This is a genomic window from Spiroplasma endosymbiont of Acasis viretata (assembly GCF_964031275.1).
Taxonomy (GTDB): domain Bacteria; phylum Bacillota_I; class Bacilli_A; order Mycoplasmatales; family VBWQ01; genus Spiroplasma_E; species Spiroplasma_E ixodetis_A.
Window position 1 is genome coordinate 837,146 of sequence record NZ_OZ035019.1, and the last position, 25,203, is coordinate 862,348.

Genomic DNA, 25,203 nt, shown 5'->3' on the forward strand with positions numbered 1-25,203 from the left:
AACTTTGTAAAACAAAGATACACAGATTATTAAAAAGCCTCCTTTTTATTTTTATTTTAATTTAGTATTCTTCTTCAAGTGAAGAATTACCCATACCTATTAACTTCTCAGTTGGCATTAAACCAGTACCGGCCGGTATCAAGTTTCCTAAAATAACATTTTCCTTTAAACCACGTAAATTATCTTGTTTTGACTTAATAACAGCATTAGTTAATACTCTTGTTGTATCTTGGAAAGAAGCAGCAGCCAAGAATGATTCTGATTCTAATGGTGCTTTTTTAATCCCTAAAATAATTGGATGACCAAAAGCGGGTTTTTTACCAGCAACAATAATTTTGGCATTAACATTCTTAAATTCTTTGATATCAACAATCGCTCCAGGCAATAATGGTGAATCATTACCTTCAACTACAAAAATACGATTCAACATTTGTTTTACAATAATTTCAATATACTTATCAGAAATTTCAATTCCTTGTAAACGATAAACACGTTGTACTTCTTTTAAAATATATTGTTGAACTTCAATGATTCCTGCTACTTCTAGTAATTGTGTAATATTAATTGCACCTTCAGTTAGTTTTTGGCCAATCTTAACATTATCACCAATTTTAATTCTTACCTGCGCATTATATTGAGTTTTATATTCTTTATAGTCAAGTTTTGACTTTACAGTAATTGTATAAATTCCTTGCTCTTCACGAATATCTGTTACTTTACCATCAAACTCACTAATAATAGCAACAGCACCTTTGGGATTAGTAATATCTAATAATTCTTTAATTCTTGGTAATCCTTGGGTAATATCACTACCACCAGCAACTCCTCCAGTATGGAAAGTTCTCATCGTTAGTTGAGTTCCTGGTTCACCAATTGATTGCGCTGCAATAATTCCAACTGCTTCACCAATAGCAACAATAGAACCTGTTGTTAAATTAATACCATAACATTTTTGACAAACACCATAACTTGCTTCACAAGTTAAAATTGAACGAATATTTATTTTTGTAATTTTTGCCTCTAATATTGTTTCTACTAATTTTTCAGTAATTAATTCATTATTTGCAACAATTACATTATTGTTACTATCAACAACATCACCTTGAACAAAACGTCCAAATAAACGGTCACGTAAGGGCACAATAATATTATTACGTTTTTGGTCAACAACGTCACTAATTATAAAGCCATTACCGGTATTACAATCTTCTTCAGTAACAATAATATCTTGTGAAACGTCAACTAGTCTTCTTGTTAAATAACCTGAGTCAGAAGTTTTAAGCGCCATATCTGCCATTCCTTTACGAGCACCATGGGTAGAAATAAAGAACTCTGAAACATTTAATCCTTCACGGAATGAAGATTTAATTGGTAATTCAATAACTTCTCCTTTTGGATTATTCATTAAACCACGCATCCCTACTAATTGAGTAAAGTTACTAATATTAGTTCTAGCACCTGAATCTCACATCATAAAGATTGGATTTTCAATATCTTTTCTTAAAACTGTTTCTAGTTCAACTTGAATATTATTTTTAATACCACTTCATTTATTAATAATATGGTAATGACGCTCACGATTAGTTAACATACCTTGTTTATAAAACTTGTTAATTGTTTTAACATATTCATCTGCTTCTTTAAATAATCTTGTTTTACCTGAATAAGATACAACATCGCCTGCAGAAATTGTTGTTCCTGAAATTGTTGAAAATTTAAAACCAAGATTTTTCATTTTATCTAACATTTGTGCAGTTAATTGAGTTCCAAAAGTTTTAAAATATTTATGAATAATATCTGCTAAAGCTTTTTTCTTAAATGGTTCAACAATAACTCTTTTTTTAATAAATTCACGAAAATCAACATCAGTTGTAACTAAATCTTCATTATGGGTTTCAGTTAAATTAATAATATTTGGGCGATTAATAAATGGCATTCTTTCTGAAAACATTTGATTAAAAATAATCTTACCAATAGTAGTAATTAAAAATTTGTTTTGATCGGTAGCAGCAAATTTACTTGCACCTAAACTAGCAACACGAATTCCAATAATAGCATGTAATGAAACTTGTTTTGTATCATAAGCTTTAATTGCTTCATTAACATCTTTAAAAATTGAACCTTGACCTAATTCATCTAATTTTTCAATAGTTAAATAATAATTACCAAGAACCATATCTTGAGTTGGCGTAACAATTGGTTTACCATCTTTAGGACTTAAAATATTTTTTGAACCTAACATTAAACTTCTTGCTTCAGCTACTGCTTCTTGGGTAATTGGCACGTGAACAGCCATTTGGTCACCATCAAAGTCAGCATTAAAAGCAGGAGTTACTAGTGGATGTAAACGAATAGCTTTCCCTTTAACTAGAATTGGTTCAAATGCTTGAATTCCTAAACGGTGTAAAGTTGGGGCACGGTTTAATAAAACAGGACGATCTTTAATTACTTCTTCTAAAACATCTCAAATTCGTTCATCTTGGATTTCAATTAATTTTTCAGCAATTTTAATATTTAAAGCTAATTCTTGATGAACTAATCTTTGCACAACAAAAGGTTTGAACAAAATAATTGCCATATCACGAGGAATACCACATTGATACATTTTTAATTCCGGACCAACAGCAATAACACTTCGACCTGAATAATCAACACGCTTACCTAATAAGTTTTGACGGAAACGTCCTTGTTTTCCTTTTAATGTTGAAGTTAAAGATTTTAATGGACGTTTATCTCTTCCTGTTACTGGACGTGCTTTACGTTCATTATCAAATAAAGCATCAACTGATTCTTGCAACATTCTTTTTTCATTATTAATAATTAAGATTGGTGCTCCCATTTGTTTTACTTTTTTTAAGCGTTCATTACGAATAATAATTCTTCGATATAAATCATTAATTTCTGATGTTGTAAAACGACCACCATCTAACTGAATAATTGGACGAATATCAGGTGGAATCACCGGAATAGCGTGTAATACCATTCATTCTGGTTTATTTCCTGATTTAGCAAATGAATCAATAACATCTAAACGACGTTCTAGTTTTCTACGATCAGTTTGTGATTTCTTGTTTGTCAATTGTTTTTTAATGGCAAGAAATTCTTTTTCTAAATTAATATTTTTTAATAAATACTCAATAGCTGAAGCACCAATTCCAAATTTTGTTCCAGTATGTTTAGTAATAAATTGAGCACATTCATCCATTGAAAATGGACGTGAAGTATCTGCTAAAGTATCAGTTAACATTTGAGCACGAGTATAAGCAAAAGAAGAAGGTTCTAATTGTTCTAAAATTTGTGCAAATACTTTACGTAAACGATTACGAGTATCAGTTGAAGATTTAGCATTACCTAAATCCATAATCATTTTTTGTTTTAAACCTTTAGCGGTCCCTGGGTCTAAAACAATATAAGAAACAAAATATGCTACTTCTTCTAAGTCTTTAGCTTTCATATCTAATGCTAACGCAATTCTTGAAGGAGAAGCCTTTAACATTCAAATATGAGTTACTGGGTCTTCTAACTCAATGTGTCCTAAACGTTCACGTCGAACAATTGCTTCAGTAATTTCTACTAAACAACGTTCACAAACTTTACCTTTATTTTTTATTTTCTTATATTTACCACAAGTACATTCATAATTTTTAGTTGGTCCAAATATTCGTGCATCAAATAATCCATCTTTTTCAGGTTTTAATGACTTATAATTAATTGTTTCTGGCTTTGTAATTTCTCCATGTGATCATGAGCGAATTTGATCGGGAGAAGCAAGAGAAATTTTAAGGGCAGTATAATGTTTTGAATTTTTTTGCATTTGCATATATTTATTACTCCTTTTCTAATCCTCAAGATAACTTTCGACTTCTTCATCGTAAGTTACCACTTTTTGTTCTTGACCTTTTTCGTCAATTAACACAATATTTATTCCTAAACCTTGTAGTTCTTTTGTTAAAACATTAAATGATTCAGGGATACCTGGCGTTGGAATCTGTTTATTACGTAGAATCGCTTCATAAGTTTTAATTCTACCTTTAATATCATCAGATTTAATAGTTAGGATTTCTTGTAAAGTATGAGCAGCACCATAAGCTTCTAATGCTCAAACTTCCATTTCTCCAAATCTTTGTCCACCATTTTGTGCCTTACCACCTAATGGTTGTTGAGTAATTAATGAATATGGACCCACATTACGAGCATGTAATTTATCATCTACCATATGTGATAGTTTTAGCATATACATAACACCAACAGAAATTTTCTTGGCAAACTTTTCACCAGTTAAACCATCATATAATGTTAATTTATCAAAATCATTATATTTTGCTTCTTTCATAATATCTAACAAGTCTTGATTTTTTGCACCATCAAAAACAGGGGTTGCTACTTTAATTCCTAAAGTTTTAGCAGCCATTCCTAAGTGTAATTCAAGAATTTGTCCAATATTCATCCGCGATGGTACTCCTAATGGATTTAACATAATATCAACCGGTGTTCCATCTTCTAGGAAAGGCATATCTTCAATTGGTAAGACTTTAGAAATAACACCTTTATTTCCGTGTCTTCCAGCCATTTTATCTCCTTCTCGGATTTTACGTTTTTGGACAATAAATACTTTAACTACTTCTTCTACTTCTGAAGGTAAGTCAAAACCATCTTCACGTTTATAACGTTTAATACCTTGAACAATTCCAGCACCACCATTAGGTACTCGTAATGAATTATCTTTAACATTACGTGATTTTTCACCAAAAATAGCTGCTAATAATTTTTCTTCAGCAGTTGATTGTGTTTGACCTTTTGGTGTAACTTTACCAACAAGAATTTCTCCTTCTTTAACTTCAGTTCCAATTAAAACAATTCCTTCATCATCAAGATAACGTCTTGATTGTTCAGAAGTATTAGGGATTTCACGTGTAATTTCTTCTTTACCTTGTTTTGTTTTTCGACATTCTAAATTATATTCTTCAATATGCATTGAAGTATAAACATCATCTTTTACTAAACGTTCACTAATAATAATAGCATCTTCATAGTTATAACCATGTCAAGTCATGAAAGCAATAATTACATTTTGTCCTAATGCAAGTTCGCCATCTTTCATCGAAGGTCCATCTGCTAAAATTTGATTAACTTCAACTTTATCACCAACTTTTACTAATGGCACATGAGTTACTGCTGTTCCTTGATTACTACGTTCAAAACGACTTAACTCATAAGTTGTTATTTCATCTTCTGATTTAATAATAATTTCATGAGAATCAACATATTGTACAACTCCCGGTAAATTAGCAACAATAGCTAATCCTGAGTCACGAGCAACAGCATACTCAACACCCGTACCAACAATTGGTGTTTGGGGTTTTAATAATGGAATTGCTTGACGTTGCATATTAGCTCCCATTAAAGCACGGTTAGCATCATCATTTTCTAAAAAGGGAATACAACTTGTAGCTATTGACACAATTTGTTTTGGTGAAACATCAATATATTCAACTTCGTTTGGTCCAACAATAATATTTTGACCATTACTACGAGCAATAACATTATTATTTTTAATAACATTATTAGTATCTAATTCAATATTAGCTTGTGCAATGATATAATTCTTTTCTTCACCAGCAGTTAAATATTTAATTTCATTAGTAATTTTACCTGCAATTACTTGACGGTAAGGTGTTTCAATAAAACCGTATTCATTAATACGAGCATAAGTGGCTAAATTATTGATTAAACCAATATTAGGTCCTTCAGGAGTTTCAATCGGACAAATTCTTCCATAGTGAGAATAGTGAACATCACGAACTTCTAAACTAGCACGATCACGTGATAATCCACCAGGTCCTAAAGCAGTTAAACGTCTTTTATTAGCCAATTCTGCTAATGGATTAGTTTGATCCATAAATTGTGATAATTGTGATAAGTTAAAAAACTCACCAATAACAGCTGTTAATGGTTTATTATTTGTAATATTTGCTGGTTTCATTTTATCACTATCAGTAGTTGACATTTTTTCTTTAACGTTTTTTTCAATACGTCCCATTCCAATACGAAATTGGTTTTGTAGTAATTCACCAATTGTACGAATACGACGATTTGCTAAGTGATCAATATCATCAGCATTACCAATACCATGAACAAAATTTAAAATATAAGAAAGAGTTGCTAAAATATCAGCAATAGTAATAATTACTTCTTTACATTTAGGATTAATTCCAACAACATTAATAACTTCATTTAATCTTTCTTTATCATTATAAACTTTAATTAACTGCACATAATGTTTTGGTTCACTATCACTGATTGATGTTTTTAAAGGTACTAAACATGCTCCTTCTTCTAATACTGTTTTTAGAATTTCTAATTGTGATTTACCAATTACTGTTTTTTTGGATAAAACAACATTACCTCTAATATCTTTAATATCTTCAGCTAGAGTATAATTTAAAACACGATCTGTAATAGCTAATTTTTGAATTAGCTTATATCTTCCTGCTTTTGTTAAATCATATTTTTTTGAATCAAATAATAATCCAGTTAAAAATTTTGCAGCACCATCAACACTGGCAGTTTCTCCGGCTTTAATTTTTTTATAAATTTCTTGTACTGCTGCTGGTCAATTTTGATGTTCATCATATTCATAAGTATTTAATAAAACATCATCTTTACCAATGATATTAATAACATCATCTTTAGTTAATCCTAAGGCAGTAAGTAAAGTGGTTACTGCAATTTTACGTGATTTTTCAATTTTAACTTGAATAATATCTTTAATTGCATTTTTATTACGAACTAATTTATTACGTTTAGAATCAGTTTCAAATTCTAGTCAAGTTCCACGTGATGGAATTAAATCACCTAAAAATTTATATAATCCGGTTTTTGGATCAATTTCAATTTTAAAATATGCACCTGGTGAACGAACTAATTGTGAAACAACAACCTTTTCACTTCCATTAATAATAAATGTTCCTTTTTGTGTCATTAATGGAAAATCACCTAAAAATACATCTCCTTCACGAGTTAATGTATAATCAACAATTAAAACATCTTCTTCTCTACTTTTAATAGTAACTTCAATAGTTGAAAATTCACTATTAGCATGAACATTTTTTTCTTCAAAATAATATATATTATCGCTAACTTTTGGTTCATTAATGTTTTTAATACCAAATTGGTCTTTAATTCAACGCATTAAATAATCTAAAATATTATCTTTAGCAGCAATAGTTAAATGACGATTATTTTCATGAATTGATAGAGATAATTTTGTATAGATTGGTGCTTCATAAGTTTTTGACTCATCTTTTGCTTCTTTTAATGTTCTTCTTGGTTTACGAAATTCTCAATCAATCAATGATAAAATAATACGATTATCATTATCAGTTACCGGAAATATTTCATTAAATACTTCTTGTATTCCTGTATCAATAAATCATTTATAAGTATCACGTTGAATTGAAATTAAATCAGGAAGATCTAAATTTCCTGATACTTTAGTATAGTCACGTCTTTTAGCATAATGACCAAATTGTTTTGTAGTATATGACATTGGTTCATCTCCAATTTTAAAAATTTATTAAAATCAAATAATTTGATTTCAGTTAATTAGTATTAAATTACTAATTAGTTTGATAAAATATTAAGTTTTAAGTTGATAATTTTTAGTTAAATAACAAACAGAAAACCAGTTTTAATTAATACTGGTTTTCATATAAATTTTTAATATTTGAACTACTTAACTTCAACAATAGCACCAACGGCTTTTAACGTTGCTTCGTGTTCTGTTGCTTTTGCTGTATCAATATTTTCTAAAATCTTTTGTGGTCCTGTTGCTACTGCATCAACCATTTTTTTAGCATCCATTAAAGACATTGTTCCACCAACAATTGCCTTAACTGCTTTAATAACATCAACTTTTTTGTCTCCTACTTCTTTTAAGATTACAGAAACTGTTGATGGTTTTGTTGCTTCTTCTTTAGCTGCTGCTGGTGCAGAAGCAACTGCTGCAGTTACTCCAAAAGTTGTTTCAATTAATTCAACTAATTCTTTTAATTGAACTGCTGTCATTGTTTTAACATGTTCAATAATTTGTTTATTTGTAATATTTTCCATTATTTTTTCCTCCATATATTTTTTTATTTAATAAGTGTTAATTATGCGTTTTCTTTTTGTTGGGCTACTGCTTTAATTGCTAAAGCCAAATTGCGAACTGGTGCTTGTAAACAAGAAGCTAACATTGAAATTAATTCTAATTTTGATGGTAATGAAGCTATTTTTTGTAACTCACTTTGGTCAATAACTTTCCCTTCAAAAATGCCACCTCTTAATACTAATAATTTATTAATTTTAGCATAATTAGAAACTATTTTAGCTGTTTCTAAGTCGTTTTCAAATCCAAAGATAAAACCATTTGGACCAACTAAACTACTTTCAAGCGATGAATATTCTTTTTTTAAAGCACGAGCAACTAAATTATTCTTATAAATAGTGAATGTTGCACCTTTAGCTCTTAATTCCTTACGTAAAGAACTAATTTCTTCAACATTCATACCTTGATATTGTACAACAATTGTTGTTTTTGAATCATTAATTTGCTTAGCAATTAAATCAATAGTTTTTTGTTTTTCAACCATTGCTGGGCGCATAAGTACACCTCCTTATTATTCTGAAATAACTAGCAATAAGTAGTAAATAAAACTCGTAGCAAAACCGAGTAAATCACATGCATATATAATGATGGAAATTACCTGAGCAACATAATTAAGACAAAAGTCCGTTGCTGTCTTTGGCTTATTCTAGCTTGTATATTATATGATATATATATATTAAAATCAAGAAAAATTTACAAAAGATTAAATAAATAATTTTTTATTATATATCTTTTAAGATATAAACACTATTTTTAATAACATAAATGCTAATTTCATCAATATCTTAATTAAGATTAAAAAAATAAATTAAAATAAACTTCATATTGAAGTTTATTTTAATTAAAAAAATTGTTTTTTTTATAACTGATTACTATTTTTACTACTAGAGTTTTTGCTTTCACTTGAAGAAGATTCACTATTTATTTTTGATTTATCTAACTCAAGATTTTTACGGTGGTTGGCGGTGGTTGGCCCTTAATTACTGGACCATTTTTGATATAAAATTCGGTGGTTGGCCCTTAATTACTGGACCATTTTTGATATAAAATTCTAAATTTTAATTTGTAAAATTGGTGGTTTTAGAAATTTAGAATGTATTCTTTCATAATTATAAAACATAACATATTGATTTACATCATTTATAGCTTCATTGATGGATAAATATTGATTTGATCCTTTAGGTAGTCATTCTTGAGATAAATGAGAAAATCAGTTTTCAGATAATACATTACCACCAATATCATAAGGTTGTTTTTTGCTTAAAATTATTTGTTTATCCTCTGCTCATTTTGTGATATCTTGACAATAAAATTCGTTGGCGTTATCTGAATGTAAAATAACATTTTTTATTTGATTTCAAGAAAATTGTTTGTTGATTTTTTCAAGAGCAGGAAGAATTAAATCCTGATATGATTTATTAGGAGCAATATTATAACTAACAACATTATTTGAATAAAAATCAATAATTACAAAAAGATATAATCATCCTTCTTTAGTATTTATTTGTTTAGTGTCCATTGATCAAATTTGATTTGAAGAGGTTGTACTTTTATAATCTTTGTTTACTTTATCCATTGTAGGTATTCACTTATTTGGATTTTTTTTGTTTTTAGGATAGTTATTTTTAGTTTGTTTTAATCCTTGAATATTGTGTTCTTTCATAATTTTTCGCATTTGTTTTATTGATAATTCTATATTTAAAATGATATTTTTTTCTTGTTTTAATCACTCTTTAAAAGCTGAAAAAATTCTTAAATATCCATAAATTCTGCCTTTTCTTGTAGAATGAAATTCGATTAAAAGTTGGCATATTTTTTGATATTTATGATTGCATTTAATAATATGATTTTCTTCTTTTTTAATAGGTTTTTGTTTATTTTTTAAAAAGTAATATGTTGATCTGTTTAATTGAAGATATTGACATAGGTTTCTAATTGAATATTGATTTTTACAATCATCAATAATTTTAATTTTTTCTTTGATATTTAATTTGTTAATTACTAATGCTATTTGTTTAATTTTATCCATTAATAAAAATCCTTTCAGGTTAAAATTAGTGTTAATTATATAACACAATTGTTTTTAGAATACATTCAGGTTTTTTAAATTAATGGTCTAGTAAAAAGGGCTAAGTGGCAAGTGGCAAGTGGCAACCACCTAATTATTGATTTTTATTCAAATAATGTTGTTAGTTATAATATTGCTCCTAATAAATCATATCAGGATTTAATTCTTCCTGCTCTTGAAAAAATCAACAAACAATTTTCTTGAAATCAAATAAAAAATGTTATTTTACATTCAGATAACGCCAACGAATTTTATTGTCAAGATATCACAAAATGAGCAGAGGATAAACAAATAATTTTAAGCAAAAAACAACCTTATGATATTGGTGGTAATGTATTATCTGAAAACTGATTTTCTCATTTATCTCAAGAATGACTACCTAAAGGATCAAATCAATATTTATCCATCAATGAAGCTATAAATGATGTAAATCAATATGTTATGTTTTATAATTATGAAAGAATACATTCTAAATTTCTAAAACCACCAATTTTACAAATTAAAATTTAGAATTTTATATCAAAAATGGTCCAGTAATTAAGGGCCAACCACCTTATTTCAAAAATGAAAAACTTGATATGTAACTTTTTTTGGTTTAAATAAAAATTGCTCGTTAATCAGGCTCCTTTCTTTACGTAATTTTCTTTTAAATAAAAAAAAACACAAGAAAAATAATACCAACACAAATCAAACCAATGATAAACATTATTCACATTGCCGATGTTGATAAACTTTTATTGTGCGATTCTAATGTTAAAAAATTTAGCATAATCATTTACACTTTCTAATCATTAGTTTTTTATCTTAATTTAATAAATATTATTATACAATAATTTTCTTTAAAATAAATATAATCACAAAATTTTACACTTTTTTATTGTTTATTATACAATGACTTACGCATTCTAAATCTTAATTTAATTGGTACACCCTGAAAACCAAATCGTTCACGAATTTGATTAATTAAAAAACGTTCATAAGAAAAATGACATCGTTGTGGATCATTTACCATTAAAATAAAAGTAGGCGGATTTTTTTCAACCTGTGTTGTGTAATATATCTTTAATCTACCACCTTTAAAGTAAGGCGGCTCATTAATTAATTGAGCTTTATTAATTATTTCATTAAGAATACTTGTTTTAATTCTTAAATTCATATTAACTAATACTTCATTAATAGTAGCAAATAAAGTATGAATTCTAGTATTTTCTAAAGCAGATAAATATACAACAAAAGAATACTCAAGATATTTAAATTTTTCTTTAATTTTTTTAGTAAACTCTTGCATTGTTTTTTCATTTTTTTTAACTAAATCTCATTTATTAACAATAATAATAACTGGCTTATCTAAATTTTTTGCCATTCCTGCTATTGTTAAATCTTGTTCTTGAATTTCAACACTACCATCTAATAAAAACAAAACAATATCACTACGTTCAATGGCATTAGTAGTTCTAATTAAACTATATTTTTCTAAATCTTCAGTAATTTTTCCTTTTCTACGAATTCCCGCAGTATCAATAACACAATATTGTTTTTTATTATAAACAAAATTACTATCAATAGCATCAGTTGTTGTTCCTGCTATTGGTGAAACAATAACTCTATTCTCTTGAAGAATAGTATTAACTAAACTTGATTTACCAACATTGGGACGACCAATAATTGCTAAATTAATATTTTCTTTTTTTTCTGTATGAACCTCTTTTGGTAACTTAGTAATTATCATATCTAATAAATCACCAAAACCAACACCATGACTAGCAGATACTAAAATTGGTTCGCCAAAGCCAACTTTTAAATAATCATAAATTTTATCATTATCTTTTTGAACATTATCATATTTATTTGCAATAATAATAACCGGTTTCTTAGTTCTGTATAATAATTTGGCAATATCTTCATCTTCGTGAGTTAGACCTTCTTGATAAGAACAAACAAATAAAACAATATCAGCCTCAGCTAAAGCAATATTAACTTGTTGATTGATTTGTTGAGTAAAATTAGTAATCGTTTTAGTAATACCACCCGTATCAATAATCACAAAATTTTGTGTTAATCATTCACCAATGCCATAAATTCGATCTCTAGTTGCTCCAGTCATATCTTCAATTATTGCTACTTTTTTTTGTAATATACGATTAAAAATTGAAGATTTACCAACATTAGGGCGTCCTACAATTACTACTTTTGGTAACTTATTCATTTTATTCAAATCCTTATATTTAAAATATTATTTTTTATGACTAAAGTAATTATCATATAAAATTTTTAATTTATCAACGGTCGTTTGTAAATTATAATCACTATTATCTAAAATAACTGCATCTTCAACAATTACTAGTTGGCCAGTGCTACGAGTTTTATCAACATTATCACGAATTACCATATCGTTATATACTTGTTCTTGCGTAATATTAATACCCTCTTTAATATACTGTTTATATCTTCTTTCACTACGAGCGTGTAAACTAGAAGTTAAAAAAATCTTTAATTGAGCATCAGGTAAAACAACACTACTAATATCTCTGCCAACGACAATAAAGCCTTGACTTCTAACCATTTCTTGAATTCTAGCAACCATAACTTTTCTAACTTCAGATAACGAAGCAATTATTGGTACTTTACTAGTAACATTTTTATCATAAATTTCTTCTGTTGGTGGTTGATCATTAAATAAAAAATGACCATTAACTCATCTTATATCAAAAAGTTCTAGTGCTGCAAGTATTAAATCTTCACTTTCAAAAGCAATTTTATTTTTTAAACAATGATTAGTAAAACTACGATACATAATTCCTGTATCCATAAATTGATAATCAATTTTTTTAGAAAGCAAATATGCTGCCGCTGATTTACCACTAGCTGCTGGACCATCTATTGCAATATTAATCTTTGGGTACATTGTTTTTCTCCATTCTCTACTTAATAAATAATATTAATGATAATACTAACACGACTATTAAAATTAAACAAATAATGATAATACTAAATACTGTTAAACTTCATTTATAATTATGCTTAATTTTAATTTTTTGTAATTCATCTTGAAAATTATTATGTTCTTGATTAATTTCTTTTAGTACTTTATTAAGATCACTATTATTTATTTTATACTTTTTATATTTAAATTCTAAATTTTTAACAAAATTTTTGACATCATGAATTTTACTTTCTAAGTCTTTTTGAAATTCATTTATTTTATTATGCATACTATTAATTAACGTTTGATATTCCAAGTTAGTACTTATTAATGGCACATCAACTATTTCAAAATCAATATTTTCACTATATTTTTTTAAAATATTATTAATATTTTCTAACATATTTTCCAATATTAATTTATCATTATCATCTAAATGTTCTTCATTATTTTTAATAAAATAATTTTCAAAATTAACTAAATTTAAATCAGAATTTAATTTTTGAAAAATTGGCTCAAAATATGATTGATCAATTTTTATTAGTTGCTGATAATAATTTTCTATTTTTTGTTCTTGTTCTCAAAGCTTACTATTTTCTTTAATTTCTTTAGTAATTTGTTCACGTAAACTTTTATACTTTTCCATTCTTGTCATTAAAGCACCCACAAATTAATATTTAAAAAATTCCAATACTGATTTATTTTTAATAGTAATAATAATTTTCTTGATTATAACATAAATATATAAAATCATTATAATATACAAATTTAACTATTGATAATATTGATAATATTTTAAAAAATAATTGTTTTTGCTTAGTTTTGTTTTAAACATTATTAAAATAAAATATTAGAACCTGTTTAAAATCTTTTTAATAAAATTGAAATAAATGAAAGAATAATAATTTGTAAACTAGTATTTAATTTTCTTTCACAATTTTTTCATAATCTTCTACATTTTTCTAATCATGCAAAACTTCGTTCTACAACTCATCTTTTTGGTAATACTACAAAAGTATGTAGTTCATTATGTTTTACAACTTCAACATTTGCGTTTATAATTTCTTTTTATTTTAGAAGCAAATTTTTCACCACTATAACCAGCATCTACTAGTATTTTTTGAAATGCAGAAAGATTTTCTTTTTTATTTTGAATCATTATTATAGCGCTATTACGATCTGTTTTTTCTGCCGTAGTTATGTAAATTGCATGTGGTAAACCTTGAGAATCAACAGCAATATGACGTTTTATTCCTGAAATCTTTTTACCAGCATCATAACCTTTATTTTTAGTAGTATCTGTATTTTTAACACTTTGTGAATCAATTATACAAAAACTAGTTTGTTCTTTTCTACCATTATTGACTCGAATTTTTATAACTTATTTTTTTTAAAATTAGTTGCAATACAATAAGTTCTTTGCCATTATTTTTACTTCAAGCTTGAAAATAATAATATACAATTTGTCATTTTGGAAAATTTTTTGGTAACATTCTTCACTGGCAACCACTTTTTAATACATATAAAACCGCACAAAACACTTCATATAAATCTAAATTTCTTGGTTTTGTTTTCTTTTTGCTATTTTCTAAAATTAATCTTATGTTTTCAAATTGCTCTTTACTAACATTACTTGGATAATTTTTAATCATATACACCTCTTACTTTTAAAGTATATAATGATTTTACTTTATTTTCTAAAAGATTTTAAACAGGTTCTAAGAGTTATTGTTGTTAATATTTTTTTCATATTATTTGTTCTCCTCTTGTTGTAATGATACTTCTGATTTAGAAGAAATGTTAATATTTTTTGATTCAGAAATTTCATTTTCAATATTTTGTTTTTTTACCATTGCATTTTTTTGATTATTAATTTTTATAATCATTTTATTGGTTTGTAATATTTTTTCTTTAAATAATTCTATTATAGAATTATTATATTTTATCTTGTTTTCAATTTTTCTATTTCAATCATAAAACCCAAAACTTATTATTTTAAAAAAAATATTTTTAAATTTTCCATTTTTTTGTTTTTTTAAATCTAATATATCCTGATTACATTTTTCTATAACTTCATTAAATTCTTTTATACTTTTTTTAAGTTTATTTTCTTTTTTAGTCATTATTTTATTTACTCCTTATTTTTTGTCTATATTTAAATTTTTAGTACTTAATGAAAGTTTTTTATTATCATTATCAATACTAATAATTTCAACTTTGATGACTTCACCAATTGAAAAATAATCTCCTACATTATTTACAAAACTGTTACTTATATTAGAAATATGTATTAGTCCTGTGTAATTATTTGGACATTTACAAAAAACACCAAAATTTACAATATTATTAATTGATACTTCAATAATATCTCCAATTTTAAACTGTGCTTGTTTCATTAATTTCACCCCTTAAATTTTTATAAAATTAATTAAATTTGAAATAACTTGACTTTGAGAAGTATTTTTTAATTTTGCAATCTTTTTTAATTTTTCAACATCATGTTTTGATAAATAAAAAGTTGTATAAATTTTTTTTCTCGATTTCCTGTTTTAATTATTTCAAGATTACTTTGATTTTCTAAAATTAATTTTTCTAAATTATCTGTTTCATTAATAGTTAACTTATCTTTCTCCTGTTTTGGTTTTAATTCTAAATCTTTATTTCAATTTTTAAAAGCATCTAATTTCGGTTCTTTTTTAGTCATTATTTTTCATCCTCTCTTAGAACCTGTTTAAAATCTTTTTAATAAAATTGAAATAAAGGCAAGAACAACCATTTGTAAGCTAGTATTTAATTTTTTTTCACAATTTTTTCATAATCTTCTGCATTTTTCTAATCATGCAAAACTTCGTTCTACAACTCATCTTTTTGGTAATACTACAAAAGAATGTAATTCATTACGTTTTATAACTTCAACATTTGCATTTATAATTGTTTTAATTTTAGAAGCAAATTTTTCACTAGTATAACCAGCATCTACTAGTATTTTTTGAACTGCAGAAAGATTCTCTTTTTCATTTTCAATCATTATTATAGCACTATTACGATCTGTTTTTTCTGCTGTGGTTATGTAAATTGCATGTGGTAAACCTTGAGAATCAACAGCAATATGACGCTTTATTCCTGAAATCTTTTTACCAGCATCATAACCTTTATTTTTAGTAGTATCTGTATTTTTAACACTTTGTGAATCAATTATGCAAAAACTAGTTTGTTCTTTTCTACCATTATTGATACGAAATGCCTTGACTAATTTTTTTTAAAACTAATTGTAATACACTAGGTTCTTTATCATTATTTTTACTTCAAGCTTGAAAATAATAATAGACTTGGTGCAAAACTAAGGTAATTCAAAATTATATATTCCTGCTATTAAATTAAATCTTAATGCAAATCTTCGTATTTTATTGCGATATTTTAAAGTTAAAATTTTAAAACGTTTTAGTTTAGCAAATACGTGTTCAATTTTAATTCTAATTTTGCTTAAAGTTTTATTGTATTCTTTTTGAATTGGTATTAATTTATTGTATTTACTTTTTTTAAATGGCAAAAATGTATTTTTATGAATATTTTGTATTCCTTGATAACCTGAATCAACAAAAACTTGTTTTTCTGGATGAATAAAAGTTTTAGATTTTAAAAGTAATTTAAAATCATGAATGCTTCCAAAACAAAAAGCGGTTGAAATAATTTTTCCATTTAAAATATCAATAATTATTTGCGATTTAAGAGTATGATGTTTGTTTTTACCCGAAAAAAGTAATTTTAGTTTTTTTTAATTCTTTCAATTGGAGTTTCAGTAGCATCAATAGCTAGTAAAGTATTATTGATTCCTTTATTTTTGATTAAATCTTTTTTGCCAGATAAATTAAAAATTCCACTTTTTATTAAAGTATTTTCAATTCAAAAAATATTACGAATGCAGCTAGTATGACTAATATTATATCTTTTTGCAATAACTCTATAACTACTATACTCTTTTCAGTATTCTAATGTCATTAATAAACGATTTTCTATTGATAATTTATTAGGTTTACCACCAACTGCTTTTTTAATTGCTTCAGCTTTTTTTAAAATTTCAACCATTTTTTGAAATGTTTGTAGTTTTATTCCCACTAAACTATAAAATTCTTGTTCATCTTTGTATTTTTTTAACATAATAATTATCACCTTTGATATTAATAATAACCGTTAAATTATTAAAATTAAAGGTTTTGCACCAAGTCTAATATACAATTTGTCATTTTGGAAAATTTTTTGGTAACATTCTTCACTGGCAACCACTTTTTAATACATATAAAACTGCACAAAATACTTCATATAAATCTAAACTTCTTGGTTTAGTTCTCTTTTTAGTATTTTCTAAAATTGATTTTATATTTTCAAATTGCTCTTTGCTAACATTACTAGGATAATTTTTACACATATATACCTCTTATTTTAAAATATATAATCATTTTATCCTATTCTCTAAAAGATTTTAAACAGGTTCTTAGTTTTAATAAGTTTAATTCTTTACATAAATCAAAATATATTTTTGAATGAACATTTTTAGGCTTATTTAATATTACTGGTAAATTAAAAAATGTTATAGTTTCGGCTTGTTTTATTGATATTGGTATATTTGTTTTAGTTATTATTATTTTTTCTTTTTTAGATTCTTTTTTAAGTTGCTCAATCATAATTTTATGTAAATTTGTTCTTTGATTTACCATTGTTGGAATTATTGCTTTAATTAAAGTTTTTAATCCATAATCTTGTTTAAATCGGTTGATATATAATAATAGCCTATTAAAACCTTGATAACTATATGCTTCTGGTTGAATTGGAATAAAAATTTCATCAACAACAAATAAAATATTATCCATAACAATACTAGTACTTGGAGGACTATCAATAAAAATATAATCATAATCATTTTTTAATTTTTGAATTAAATTTATTAAATTTTTATACATATATATTTCATCTGTTTTTTGATTTAAGAATTTTTTTATAATTGTTTTTTCAAAAAAAATCATATTTGAATTTGAAGGAAGTATATCAATCTCACCACCTAAATCATTTTTAATAACTAAATTTAACAAAACTTTTTTAAAATCTATTTCGTTAAATATAACATCATAAATAGTATATTTTAATGCTTCTACATTTTGACCAAAACTAGATCCAACATTACCTTGTGCATCCATATCAATAATCAATACTTTATATCCCTTAATTGCTAAAACACTAGCACAATTTATAGTTAAAGTAGTTTTTAAAACTCCGCCTTTATTATTAATAAAGGATAAAACCTTTGACATAAGAAAAACTCCTAAATTTATTTAAAAATAAACATTTTAATAAATACTTATTTAAATTTTTTATTATATTTTTATTTTATATTATTGATTACTTATTAAATTATTTAAATAGACTTGGTGCAAAACCTTTGATATTGATAATAATCATTAAATTATTAAAATTAAAGGTTTTGCACCAAGTCTATTATATATTCTATTGAAATCTAAAACTTAAAAATTGTTTTTATATGAATAAAAAAATATTATTTACATAATTGATACATTTTTCAGTTAATTAAATACAATAAAAAATATTTACTTTCAGTAATTAAAGATAAAACTTTAATTTGTAAATGATTAGTACTGCTTTGATATTTTTTAATACCTAATGCTAAATTAGAAAGATAAACATAACGATATTTATATTTATCTCAATGTTTATATCGATTGATGGCTATAAGTTAAAATCACCAAAGATATTATTAATTTTCCTTTTTTTGATTTTGAATGGAATGTTTCTTTATCTTCATATTCAAACTTTAAATCTTCTAATGCTCTTTTAAAAACATCAACTAATTTTTGTGATAAAAAACAATACTAATTTGTTCTTGTATTGATATCAATTTCCTATTCTGCTTTTAAAAATTAATTAATACTACATTAATTTTACTAAGTAAATAAAAAATAACCCACTTAAAAGTTTAACTCTAAGTGGGGAATATGGTGTTACAATTTTAAATTAATAATTCTTTTTTTATTTTTAAAATATCTTCTTTAATTAATTTAATTTCTCTATTAAATATATTTGCAAATGTTAAAACTATTTGATTATTTATATTTTCTTTATCTTCTTTAATTAAAGATAAATTAATTATTTCGCTTTTTTCTAAATCTTTTTTGAGGCTTTTATGTAATCTGTGTATCTTTGTTTTACAAAGTACTAGTTTAGATTAATTCTATCTTCAAATTTTATCATAAAATGAGCAATTGCTGTATTTCAATTTTGAATGGGCATTGTTCATTTTTTTGTTATATGCCACTTGCCACTTGCCACTTAGCCCTTTTTACTAGACCATTAATTTAAAAAACCTGAATGTATTCTAAAAACAATTGTGTTATATAATTAACACTAATTTTAACCTGAAAGGATTTTTATTAATGGATAAAATTAAACAAATAGCATTAGTAATTAACAAATTAAATATCAAAGAAAAAATTAAAATTATTGATGATTGTAAAAATCAATATTCAATTAGAAACCTATGTCAATATCTTCAATTAAACAGATCAACATATTACTTTTTAAAAAATAAACAAAAACCTATTAAAAAAGAAGAAAATCATATTATTAAATGCAATCATAAATATCAAAAAATATGCCAACTTTTAATCGAATTTCATTCTACAAGAAAAGGCAGAATTTATGGATATTTAAGAATTTTTTCAGCTTTTAAAGAGTGATTAAAACAAGAAAAAAATATCATTTTAAATATAGAATTATCAATAAAACAAATGCGAAAAATTATGAAAGAACACAATATTCAAGGATTAAAACAAACTAAAAATAACTATCCTAAAAACAAAAAAAATCCAAATAAGTGAATACCTACAATGGATAAAGTAAACAAAGATTATAAAAGTACAACCTCTTCAAATCAAATTTGATCAATGGACACTAAACAAATAAATACTAAAGAAGGATGATTATATCTTTTTGTAATTATTGATTTTTATTCAAATAATGTTGTTAGTTATAATATTGCTCCTAATAAATCATATCAGGATTTAATTCTTCCTGCTCTTGAAAAAATCAACAAACAATTTTCTTGAAATCAAATAAAAAATGTTATTTTACATTCAGATAACGCCAACGAATTTTATTGTCAAGATATCACAAAATGAGCAGAGGATAAACAAATAATTTTAAGCAAAAAACAACCTTATGATATTGGTGGTAATGTATTATCTGAAAACTGATTTTCTCATTTATCTCAAGAATGACTACCTAAAGGATCAAATCAATATTTATCCATCAATGAAGCTATAAATGATGTAAATCAATATGTTATGTTTTATAATTATGAAAGAATACATTCTAAATTTCTAAAACCACCAATTTTACAAATTAAAATTTAGAATTTTATATCAAAAATGGTCCAGTAATTAAGGGCCAACCACCCTCTTGAAAAAATCAACAAACAATTTTCTTGAAATCAAGTAAAAAATGTTATTTTACATTCAGATAACGCCAACGAATTTTATTGTCACGATATCACAAAATGAGCAGAGGATAAACAAATAATTTTAAGCAAAAAACAACCTTATGATATTGGTGGTAATGTATTATCTGAAAACTGATTTTCTCATTTATCTCAAGAATGACTACCTAAAGGATCAAATCAATATTTATCCATCAATGAAGCTATAAATGATGTAAATCAATATGTTATGTTTTATAATTATGAAAGAATACATTCTAAATTTCTAAAACCACCAATTTTACAAATTAAAATTTAGAATTTTATATCAAAAATGGTCCAGTAATTAAGGGCCAACCACCATGGCACATTGGCAAAATAAATTCCACAATTTATAATATTATGCATTTAATAAACCTCATTTTCTAAAGTTTTAATAATACTTTTACTATAAACAAACTTAATTACCATAAAAGAGTAAATTTGACCTTAAACTTAATACTTTTAAATTATAATGATATAAATTTTAAAATGTTTTTAATTATTAGTCTGTATAAATTTTGGTTTAAGGGTAAGTGGGAATATTAATTTATGAAATTGGAATAGATATTAAATTGAGTTTTTAAACTAAATTAAAGACTCATATCAATAAATTAAAATACAAAACCCTTACATGAAAATTACTCATATAAGGGCATAAAGCCAAATTTACAATTTTAAATTAATTAAACTGATGTTTTGTCCTAAAGTTTTAGGACAAATATAATAATAACAAATTTAAACCAAATTACAATAGAATCTCATACTGTATATAATATATTTTGATTAATCATTATTATAAATTATTATTAATGCTTTAATTAATTTTATAATATAAATAGGGAGCATACCGATGTTGTCAATAATATTCAAATTTGTCTTAAAATTATAAAGTTAGACGAGAATAATTTTGACTTCAATATGCAATTGTAAGTTAATCTTAACACTTACTAAATATTAGTCAACAATAATACTTACTTTTATAAGTCAAAAATTCTTATTAAAGTTTACTTTAATAAGTTTTTAATATGTTATAATGTAATAAAGTCCTTTAAGATAAACCGTATACCGTTATGATTACTAAGCGTATGTAAAGTACGTGGTCTCTTAGGCAAATCCCTTAATTAGGGATTTTTATTTTATAATAATTGTACTGCTGTGTTTATTTGATAGCATTTAAAATTAACCATTTTTGTATACATATCAATGTTATAAGTTCTATCACCAATCATATGCTTTAAAATTTGTTTAATATTAGTTTCAGTAAAACAACCAATATTTTCAACTAATGCTTGGTTTAATACACCATCTTTGGCATTAATAAAATAACCAACTTTTAATTTTTTATATTGTAAAGTTAATGATTGTAAAAAATCAATTAATTCATAATATTCACCTTTTTCAAATAAATTTATTGCATTTTGATAGTGTAATTTAGCAATTTGATTTTTTCTTCTTCCAGCCATTATACCAAGAAATAAAACATGAAAAGCATGAAATTTATCTAAAATAAATTTAGCATTTAAAATTGTAGCAGTTTTTCTAATTCATTTTGCACTATCTCCACAAACTATTAAATTTGCCTGGTCAAAATTTTCAAAAAATAAATTACCATATTTTTCAATTAATTTTGCAGTTTTTTCAGCACCAATTTCTGTTTTTGATACTCTTATTTGACATGCAGCTCTTTTATTAATTAATTTTCCATTTTTCTTTTTACCAGTACAAAATACTATTAATCTCATAGAACATTTTTTACAATTTTTAGTATTGTTTTTTTCATTAAATTTAAATTTTCTATGTCCATCATCAATATTTATATATAATGTTTGATTTTTTTCTAATACTATTTTAGTAATATTAACTTTTGGTAATTCAAATTTTTGATATGTTCTACAAACTGTACTATTACTTATTAAATCTTCAATAAAAGTATCACAAACATCACGATACTTTTTATCATCAGCAAAATATTTTAAAATTTGTTTAATAACATTTGGTGCAAGTTTACTATATTTTTTAATACCAAGATAATTATCTAACAATGGGAAGTGATAATTTATATTCAACATAATCAATAAGAATAGATTGTTGTTTATCTTTAACAATTTGTTCTTTTTTAAATTCTATTTGCATAATAATCCTTTCCTAATATGTTCTGTTGCTTCTAGCATAAAGAACATATATTTTGATTTTTAGATTATTAATAATACTACTATTCGTTTTATTAATTCCAGCAATTCTGGGCTCAAAAATAAATTGTGAAATTTTAAAAAATATTGAGGCATTCGATTCAATATTTATTTAATTTGCATTTAGCAAATTAATATTTTAATTGAACCGGCCCCACTCATTTTTTTTACAAGTTTGAAATTTATTTTCTCGCCCAAAAAAATTTTTCAAAAAAAATAAAAAATAAAACCAACACTTGCTCACTGGGGAGTGGCAAGGTTGGTTAAATAAAGAATAGAATTAATACAATAGGTCCCTATAATAGGTCTATATATACTAGTTTCCAATTCGCTCCCACCCCAAGAATTACCATTAAATGGTTAGTATATTTTATTAGGTATCACTCCACTTTTTATTTATCCATGCAAGTCCACATGCTCTGGCTACTATTTTTAACAACTGTGTTGTAGTTCACTTTTTTAGTTCCCTAACACGTGTTGATAATAGCGTTAAAGACGGTTATTAAAAATTTTAAAATTTTACAATTACAAAAAAAAGACAAGATTTTTATTCTCGTCTTTTGTCATTTATTTTTAATTCAAGGGTAAAAAAAGAAAGGATCTATTTTTAAAACTTTTTAGTTACTGACATCTTCGACACGCTCCCGTTATCCAGTAGAAATGAAAAGAGTGATTTATACTACAAATGCTATTGAATCTGTTAATAGTCAATTACGAAAAATCATCAGAAATAAAAAATTTTTTCCTAATGATATGGCAGTTTTCAAAATATTTTACTTGGCAATTGAAAATATAACAAAAAAATGAACATTGCCTATTCAAAATTGAAATACAGCAATTGCTCATTTTGTGATAAAATTTGAAGACAGAATTAATCTAAATTAGTAACTTTGTAAAACAAAGATACACAGATTATTAAAAAGCCTCAAGTTTTTCCTAATGATATGGCAGTTTTTAAAATATTTTATTTAGCAATTGAAAATAGCCACTTGCCACTTGCCCTTAGCCACTGCCACTTGCCACTTGCCACTTAGCCCTTTTTACTAGACCATTAATTTAAAAAACCTGAATGTATTCTAAAAACAATTGTGTTATATAATTAACACTAATTTTAACCTGAAAGGATTTTTATTAATGGATAAAATTAAACAAATAGCATTAGTAATTAACAAATTAAATATCAAAGAAAAAATTAAAATTATTGATGATTGTAAAAATCAATATTCAATTAGAAACCTATGTCAATATCTTCAATTAAACAGATCAACATATTACTTTTTAAAAAATAAACAAAAACCTATTAAAAAAGAAGAAAATCATATTATTAAATGCAATCATAAATATCAAAAAATATGCCAACTTTTAATCGAATTTCATTCTACAAGAAAAGGCAGAATTTATGGATATTTAAGAATTTTTTCAGCTTTTAAAGAGTGATTAAAACAAGAAAAAAATATCATTTTAAATATAGAATTATCAATAAAACAAATGCGAAAAATTATGAAAGAACACAATATTCAAGGATTAAAACAAACTAAAAATAACTATCCTAAAAACAAAAAAAATCCAAATAAGTGAATACCTACAATGGATAAAGTAAACAAAGATTATAAAAGTACAACCTCTTCAAATCAAATTTGATCAATGGACACTAAACAAATAAATACTAAAGAAGGATGATTATATCTTTTTGTAATTATTGATTTTTATTCAAATAATGTTGTTAGTTATAATATTGCTCCTAATAAATCATATCAGGATTTAATTCTTCCTGCTCTTGAAAAAATCAACAAACAATTTTCTTGAAATCAAATAAAAAATGTTATTTTACATTCAGATAACGCCAACGAATTTTATTGTCACGATATCACAAAATGAGCAGAGGATAAACAAATAATTTTAAGCAAAAAACAACCTTATGATATTGGTGGTAATGTATTATCTGAAAACTGATTTTCTCATTTATCTCAAGAATGACTACCTAAAGGATCAAATCAATATTTATCCATCAATGAAGCTATAAATGATGTAAATCAATATGTTATGTTTTATAATTATGAAAGAATACATTCTAAATTTCTAAAACCACCAATTTTACAAATTAAAATTTAGAATTTTATATCAAAAATGGTCCAGTAATTAAGGGCCAACCACCGGTAATGTATTATCTGAAAACTGATTTTCTCATTTATCTCAAGAATGACTACCTAAAGGATCAAATCAATATTTATCCATCAATGAAGCTATAAATGATGTAAATCAATATGTTATGTTTTATAATTATGAAAGAATACATTCTAAATTTCTAAAACCACCAATTTTACAAATTAAAATTTAGAATTTTATATC

16 protein-coding genes, 5 pseudogenes and 1 other annotated feature are annotated in these 25,203 nt (G+C 25.0%); of the genes and pseudogenes, 4 read left to right on the forward strand and 17 right to left on the reverse strand.

Features of this window, described 5'->3' with window-relative positions:
• Nucleotides 1–61: 61 nt before the first annotated feature.
• The 5 genes from rpoC to AAHM96_RS04715 all read right to left on the reverse strand — a co-directional run bounded on the left by rpoC (nucleotide 62) and on the right by AAHM96_RS04715 (nucleotide 10,178).
• Nucleotides 62–3,814 (reverse strand): DNA-directed RNA polymerase subunit beta', encoded by a 3,753-nt coding sequence (rpoC, locus tag AAHM96_RS04695; RefSeq protein ID WP_342273723.1) that lies wholly within the window; start codon nucleotides 3,812–3,814, stop codon nucleotides 62–64.
• A gap of 24 nt (nucleotides 3,815–3,838) precedes the next feature.
• Nucleotides 3,839–7,549 (reverse strand): DNA-directed RNA polymerase subunit beta, encoded by a 3,711-nt coding sequence (locus tag AAHM96_RS04700; protein ID WP_342272798.1) that lies wholly within the window; start codon nucleotides 7,547–7,549, stop codon nucleotides 3,839–3,841.
• A 182-nt stretch (nucleotides 7,550–7,731) separates the two neighbouring features.
• Nucleotides 7,732–8,112, reverse strand: coding sequence for a 50S ribosomal protein L7/L12 (rplL, locus tag AAHM96_RS04705; protein WP_252320298.1), 381 nt, complete (start codon nucleotides 8,110–8,112; stop codon nucleotides 7,732–7,734).
• Nucleotides 8,113–8,153: 41 nt separating this feature from the next.
• Nucleotides 8,154–8,645: a 50S ribosomal protein L10 gene (rplJ, locus tag AAHM96_RS04710; protein WP_252320296.1), complete on the reverse strand. Its 492-nt coding sequence runs from the start codon at nucleotides 8,643–8,645 to the stop codon at nucleotides 8,154–8,156.
• Nucleotides 8,646–8,681: 36 nt separating this feature from the next.
• Nucleotides 8,682–8,807: a sequence feature (ribosomal protein L10 leader region), on the reverse strand.
• Nucleotides 8,808–9,200: 393 nt separating this feature from the next.
• On the reverse strand, nucleotides 9,201–10,178 hold the full coding sequence (locus AAHM96_RS04715) for an IS3 family transposase (protein ID WP_342272797.1): 978 nt from the start codon (nucleotides 10,176–10,178) through the stop codon (nucleotides 9,201–9,203).
• Between the two features lie 111 nt (nucleotides 10,179–10,289).
• On the opposite strand from AAHM96_RS04715, the gene AAHM96_RS04720 reads away from it, so the two are divergent.
• Entirely contained in the window at nucleotides 10,290–10,727 is a 438-nt protein-coding gene (locus AAHM96_RS04720; protein ID WP_342272799.1) for a hypothetical protein, read from the forward strand.
• Between the two features lie 364 nt (nucleotides 10,728–11,091).
• On the opposite strand, the gene der is transcribed toward AAHM96_RS04720, so the two are convergent.
• The 11 genes and pseudogenes from der to AAHM96_RS04775 all read right to left on the reverse strand — a co-directional run bounded on the left by der (nucleotide 11,092) and on the right by AAHM96_RS04775 (nucleotide 18,446).
• Nucleotides 11,092–12,423: a ribosome biogenesis GTPase Der gene (gene der / locus AAHM96_RS04725; RefSeq protein WP_342272800.1), complete on the reverse strand. Its 1,332-nt coding sequence runs from the start codon at nucleotides 12,421–12,423 to the stop codon at nucleotides 11,092–11,094.
• A gap of 27 nt (nucleotides 12,424–12,450) precedes the next feature.
• Nucleotides 12,451–13,122 carry a (d)CMP kinase gene (gene cmk, locus AAHM96_RS04730; RefSeq protein ID WP_281749412.1) on the reverse strand — a complete coding sequence of 224 codons (672 nt, stop codon included), beginning with the start codon at nucleotides 13,120–13,122 and terminating at the stop codon, nucleotides 12,451–12,453.
• A 16-nt stretch (nucleotides 13,123–13,138) separates the two neighbouring features.
• Nucleotides 13,139–13,786 (reverse strand): hypothetical protein, encoded by a 648-nt coding sequence (locus AAHM96_RS04735; protein ID WP_342272801.1) that lies wholly within the window; start codon nucleotides 13,784–13,786, stop codon nucleotides 13,139–13,141.
• A 215-nt stretch (nucleotides 13,787–14,001) separates the two neighbouring features.
• Nucleotides 14,002–14,792: pseudogene (locus AAHM96_RS04740) on the reverse strand (IS5 family transposase).
• A 99-nt stretch (nucleotides 14,793–14,891) separates the two neighbouring features.
• Nucleotides 14,892–15,263 (reverse strand): hypothetical protein, encoded by a 372-nt coding sequence (locus AAHM96_RS04745; RefSeq protein ID WP_342272802.1) that lies wholly within the window; start codon nucleotides 15,261–15,263, stop codon nucleotides 14,892–14,894.
• Nucleotides 15,264–15,278: 15 nt separating this feature from the next.
• On the reverse strand, nucleotides 15,279–15,536 hold the full coding sequence (locus AAHM96_RS04750; RefSeq protein WP_342272803.1) for a S1 RNA-binding domain-containing protein: 258 nt from the start codon (nucleotides 15,534–15,536) through the stop codon (nucleotides 15,279–15,281).
• Nucleotides 15,537–15,622: 86 nt separating this feature from the next.
• A complete protein-coding gene (locus tag AAHM96_RS04755) occupies nucleotides 15,623–15,844 on the reverse strand; it encodes a hypothetical protein (protein WP_342272804.1) in 222 nt (73 codons plus the stop codon).
• 27 nt (nucleotides 15,845–15,871) lie between these two features.
• Nucleotides 15,872–16,469, reverse strand: a pseudogene (locus AAHM96_RS04760) (IS5 family transposase); the annotation flags it as partial.
• Nucleotides 16,470–16,480: 11 nt separating this feature from the next.
• Nucleotides 16,481–17,298 (reverse strand): annotated as a pseudogene (locus AAHM96_RS04765) (IS5 family transposase).
• Between the two features lie 70 nt (nucleotides 17,299–17,368).
• Nucleotides 17,369–17,566 (reverse strand): annotated as a pseudogene (locus AAHM96_RS04770) (transposase); the annotation flags it as partial.
• 37 nt (nucleotides 17,567–17,603) lie between these two features.
• The gene (locus tag AAHM96_RS04775; RefSeq protein WP_342272805.1) at nucleotides 17,604–18,446 is read right to left on the reverse strand and encodes a ParA family protein; all 843 of its coding nucleotides are present in this window, start codon (nucleotides 18,444–18,446) and stop codon (nucleotides 17,604–17,606) included.
• 1,137 nt (nucleotides 18,447–19,583) lie between these two features.
• Here AAHM96_RS04775 and AAHM96_RS04780 point away from each other — a divergent pair.
• Complete coding sequence (locus AAHM96_RS04780; protein WP_342272797.1) at nucleotides 19,584–20,561, forward strand: IS3 family transposase; 978 nt, start codon at nucleotides 19,584–19,586, stop codon at nucleotides 20,559–20,561.
• Nucleotides 20,562–21,801: 1,240 nt separating this feature from the next.
• On the opposite strand, the gene AAHM96_RS04785 is transcribed toward AAHM96_RS04780, so the two are convergent.
• The gene (locus AAHM96_RS04785; RefSeq protein WP_425288741.1) at nucleotides 21,802–22,734 is read right to left on the reverse strand and encodes an Mbov_0401 family ICE element transposase-like protein; all 933 of its coding nucleotides are present in this window, start codon (nucleotides 22,732–22,734) and stop codon (nucleotides 21,802–21,804) included.
• Between the two features lie 768 nt (nucleotides 22,735–23,502).
• Here AAHM96_RS04785 and AAHM96_RS04790 point away from each other — a divergent pair.
• Both AAHM96_RS04790 and AAHM96_RS04795 read left to right on the forward strand, forming a co-directional pair.
• Nucleotides 23,503–23,739: pseudogene (locus AAHM96_RS04790) on the forward strand (transposase); the annotation flags it as partial.
• Between the two features lie 249 nt (nucleotides 23,740–23,988).
• Nucleotides 23,989–24,966 (forward strand): IS3 family transposase, encoded by a 978-nt coding sequence (locus AAHM96_RS04795; RefSeq protein ID WP_342272762.1) that lies wholly within the window; start codon nucleotides 23,989–23,991, stop codon nucleotides 24,964–24,966.
• Nucleotides 24,967–25,203: the final 237 nt, after the last annotated feature.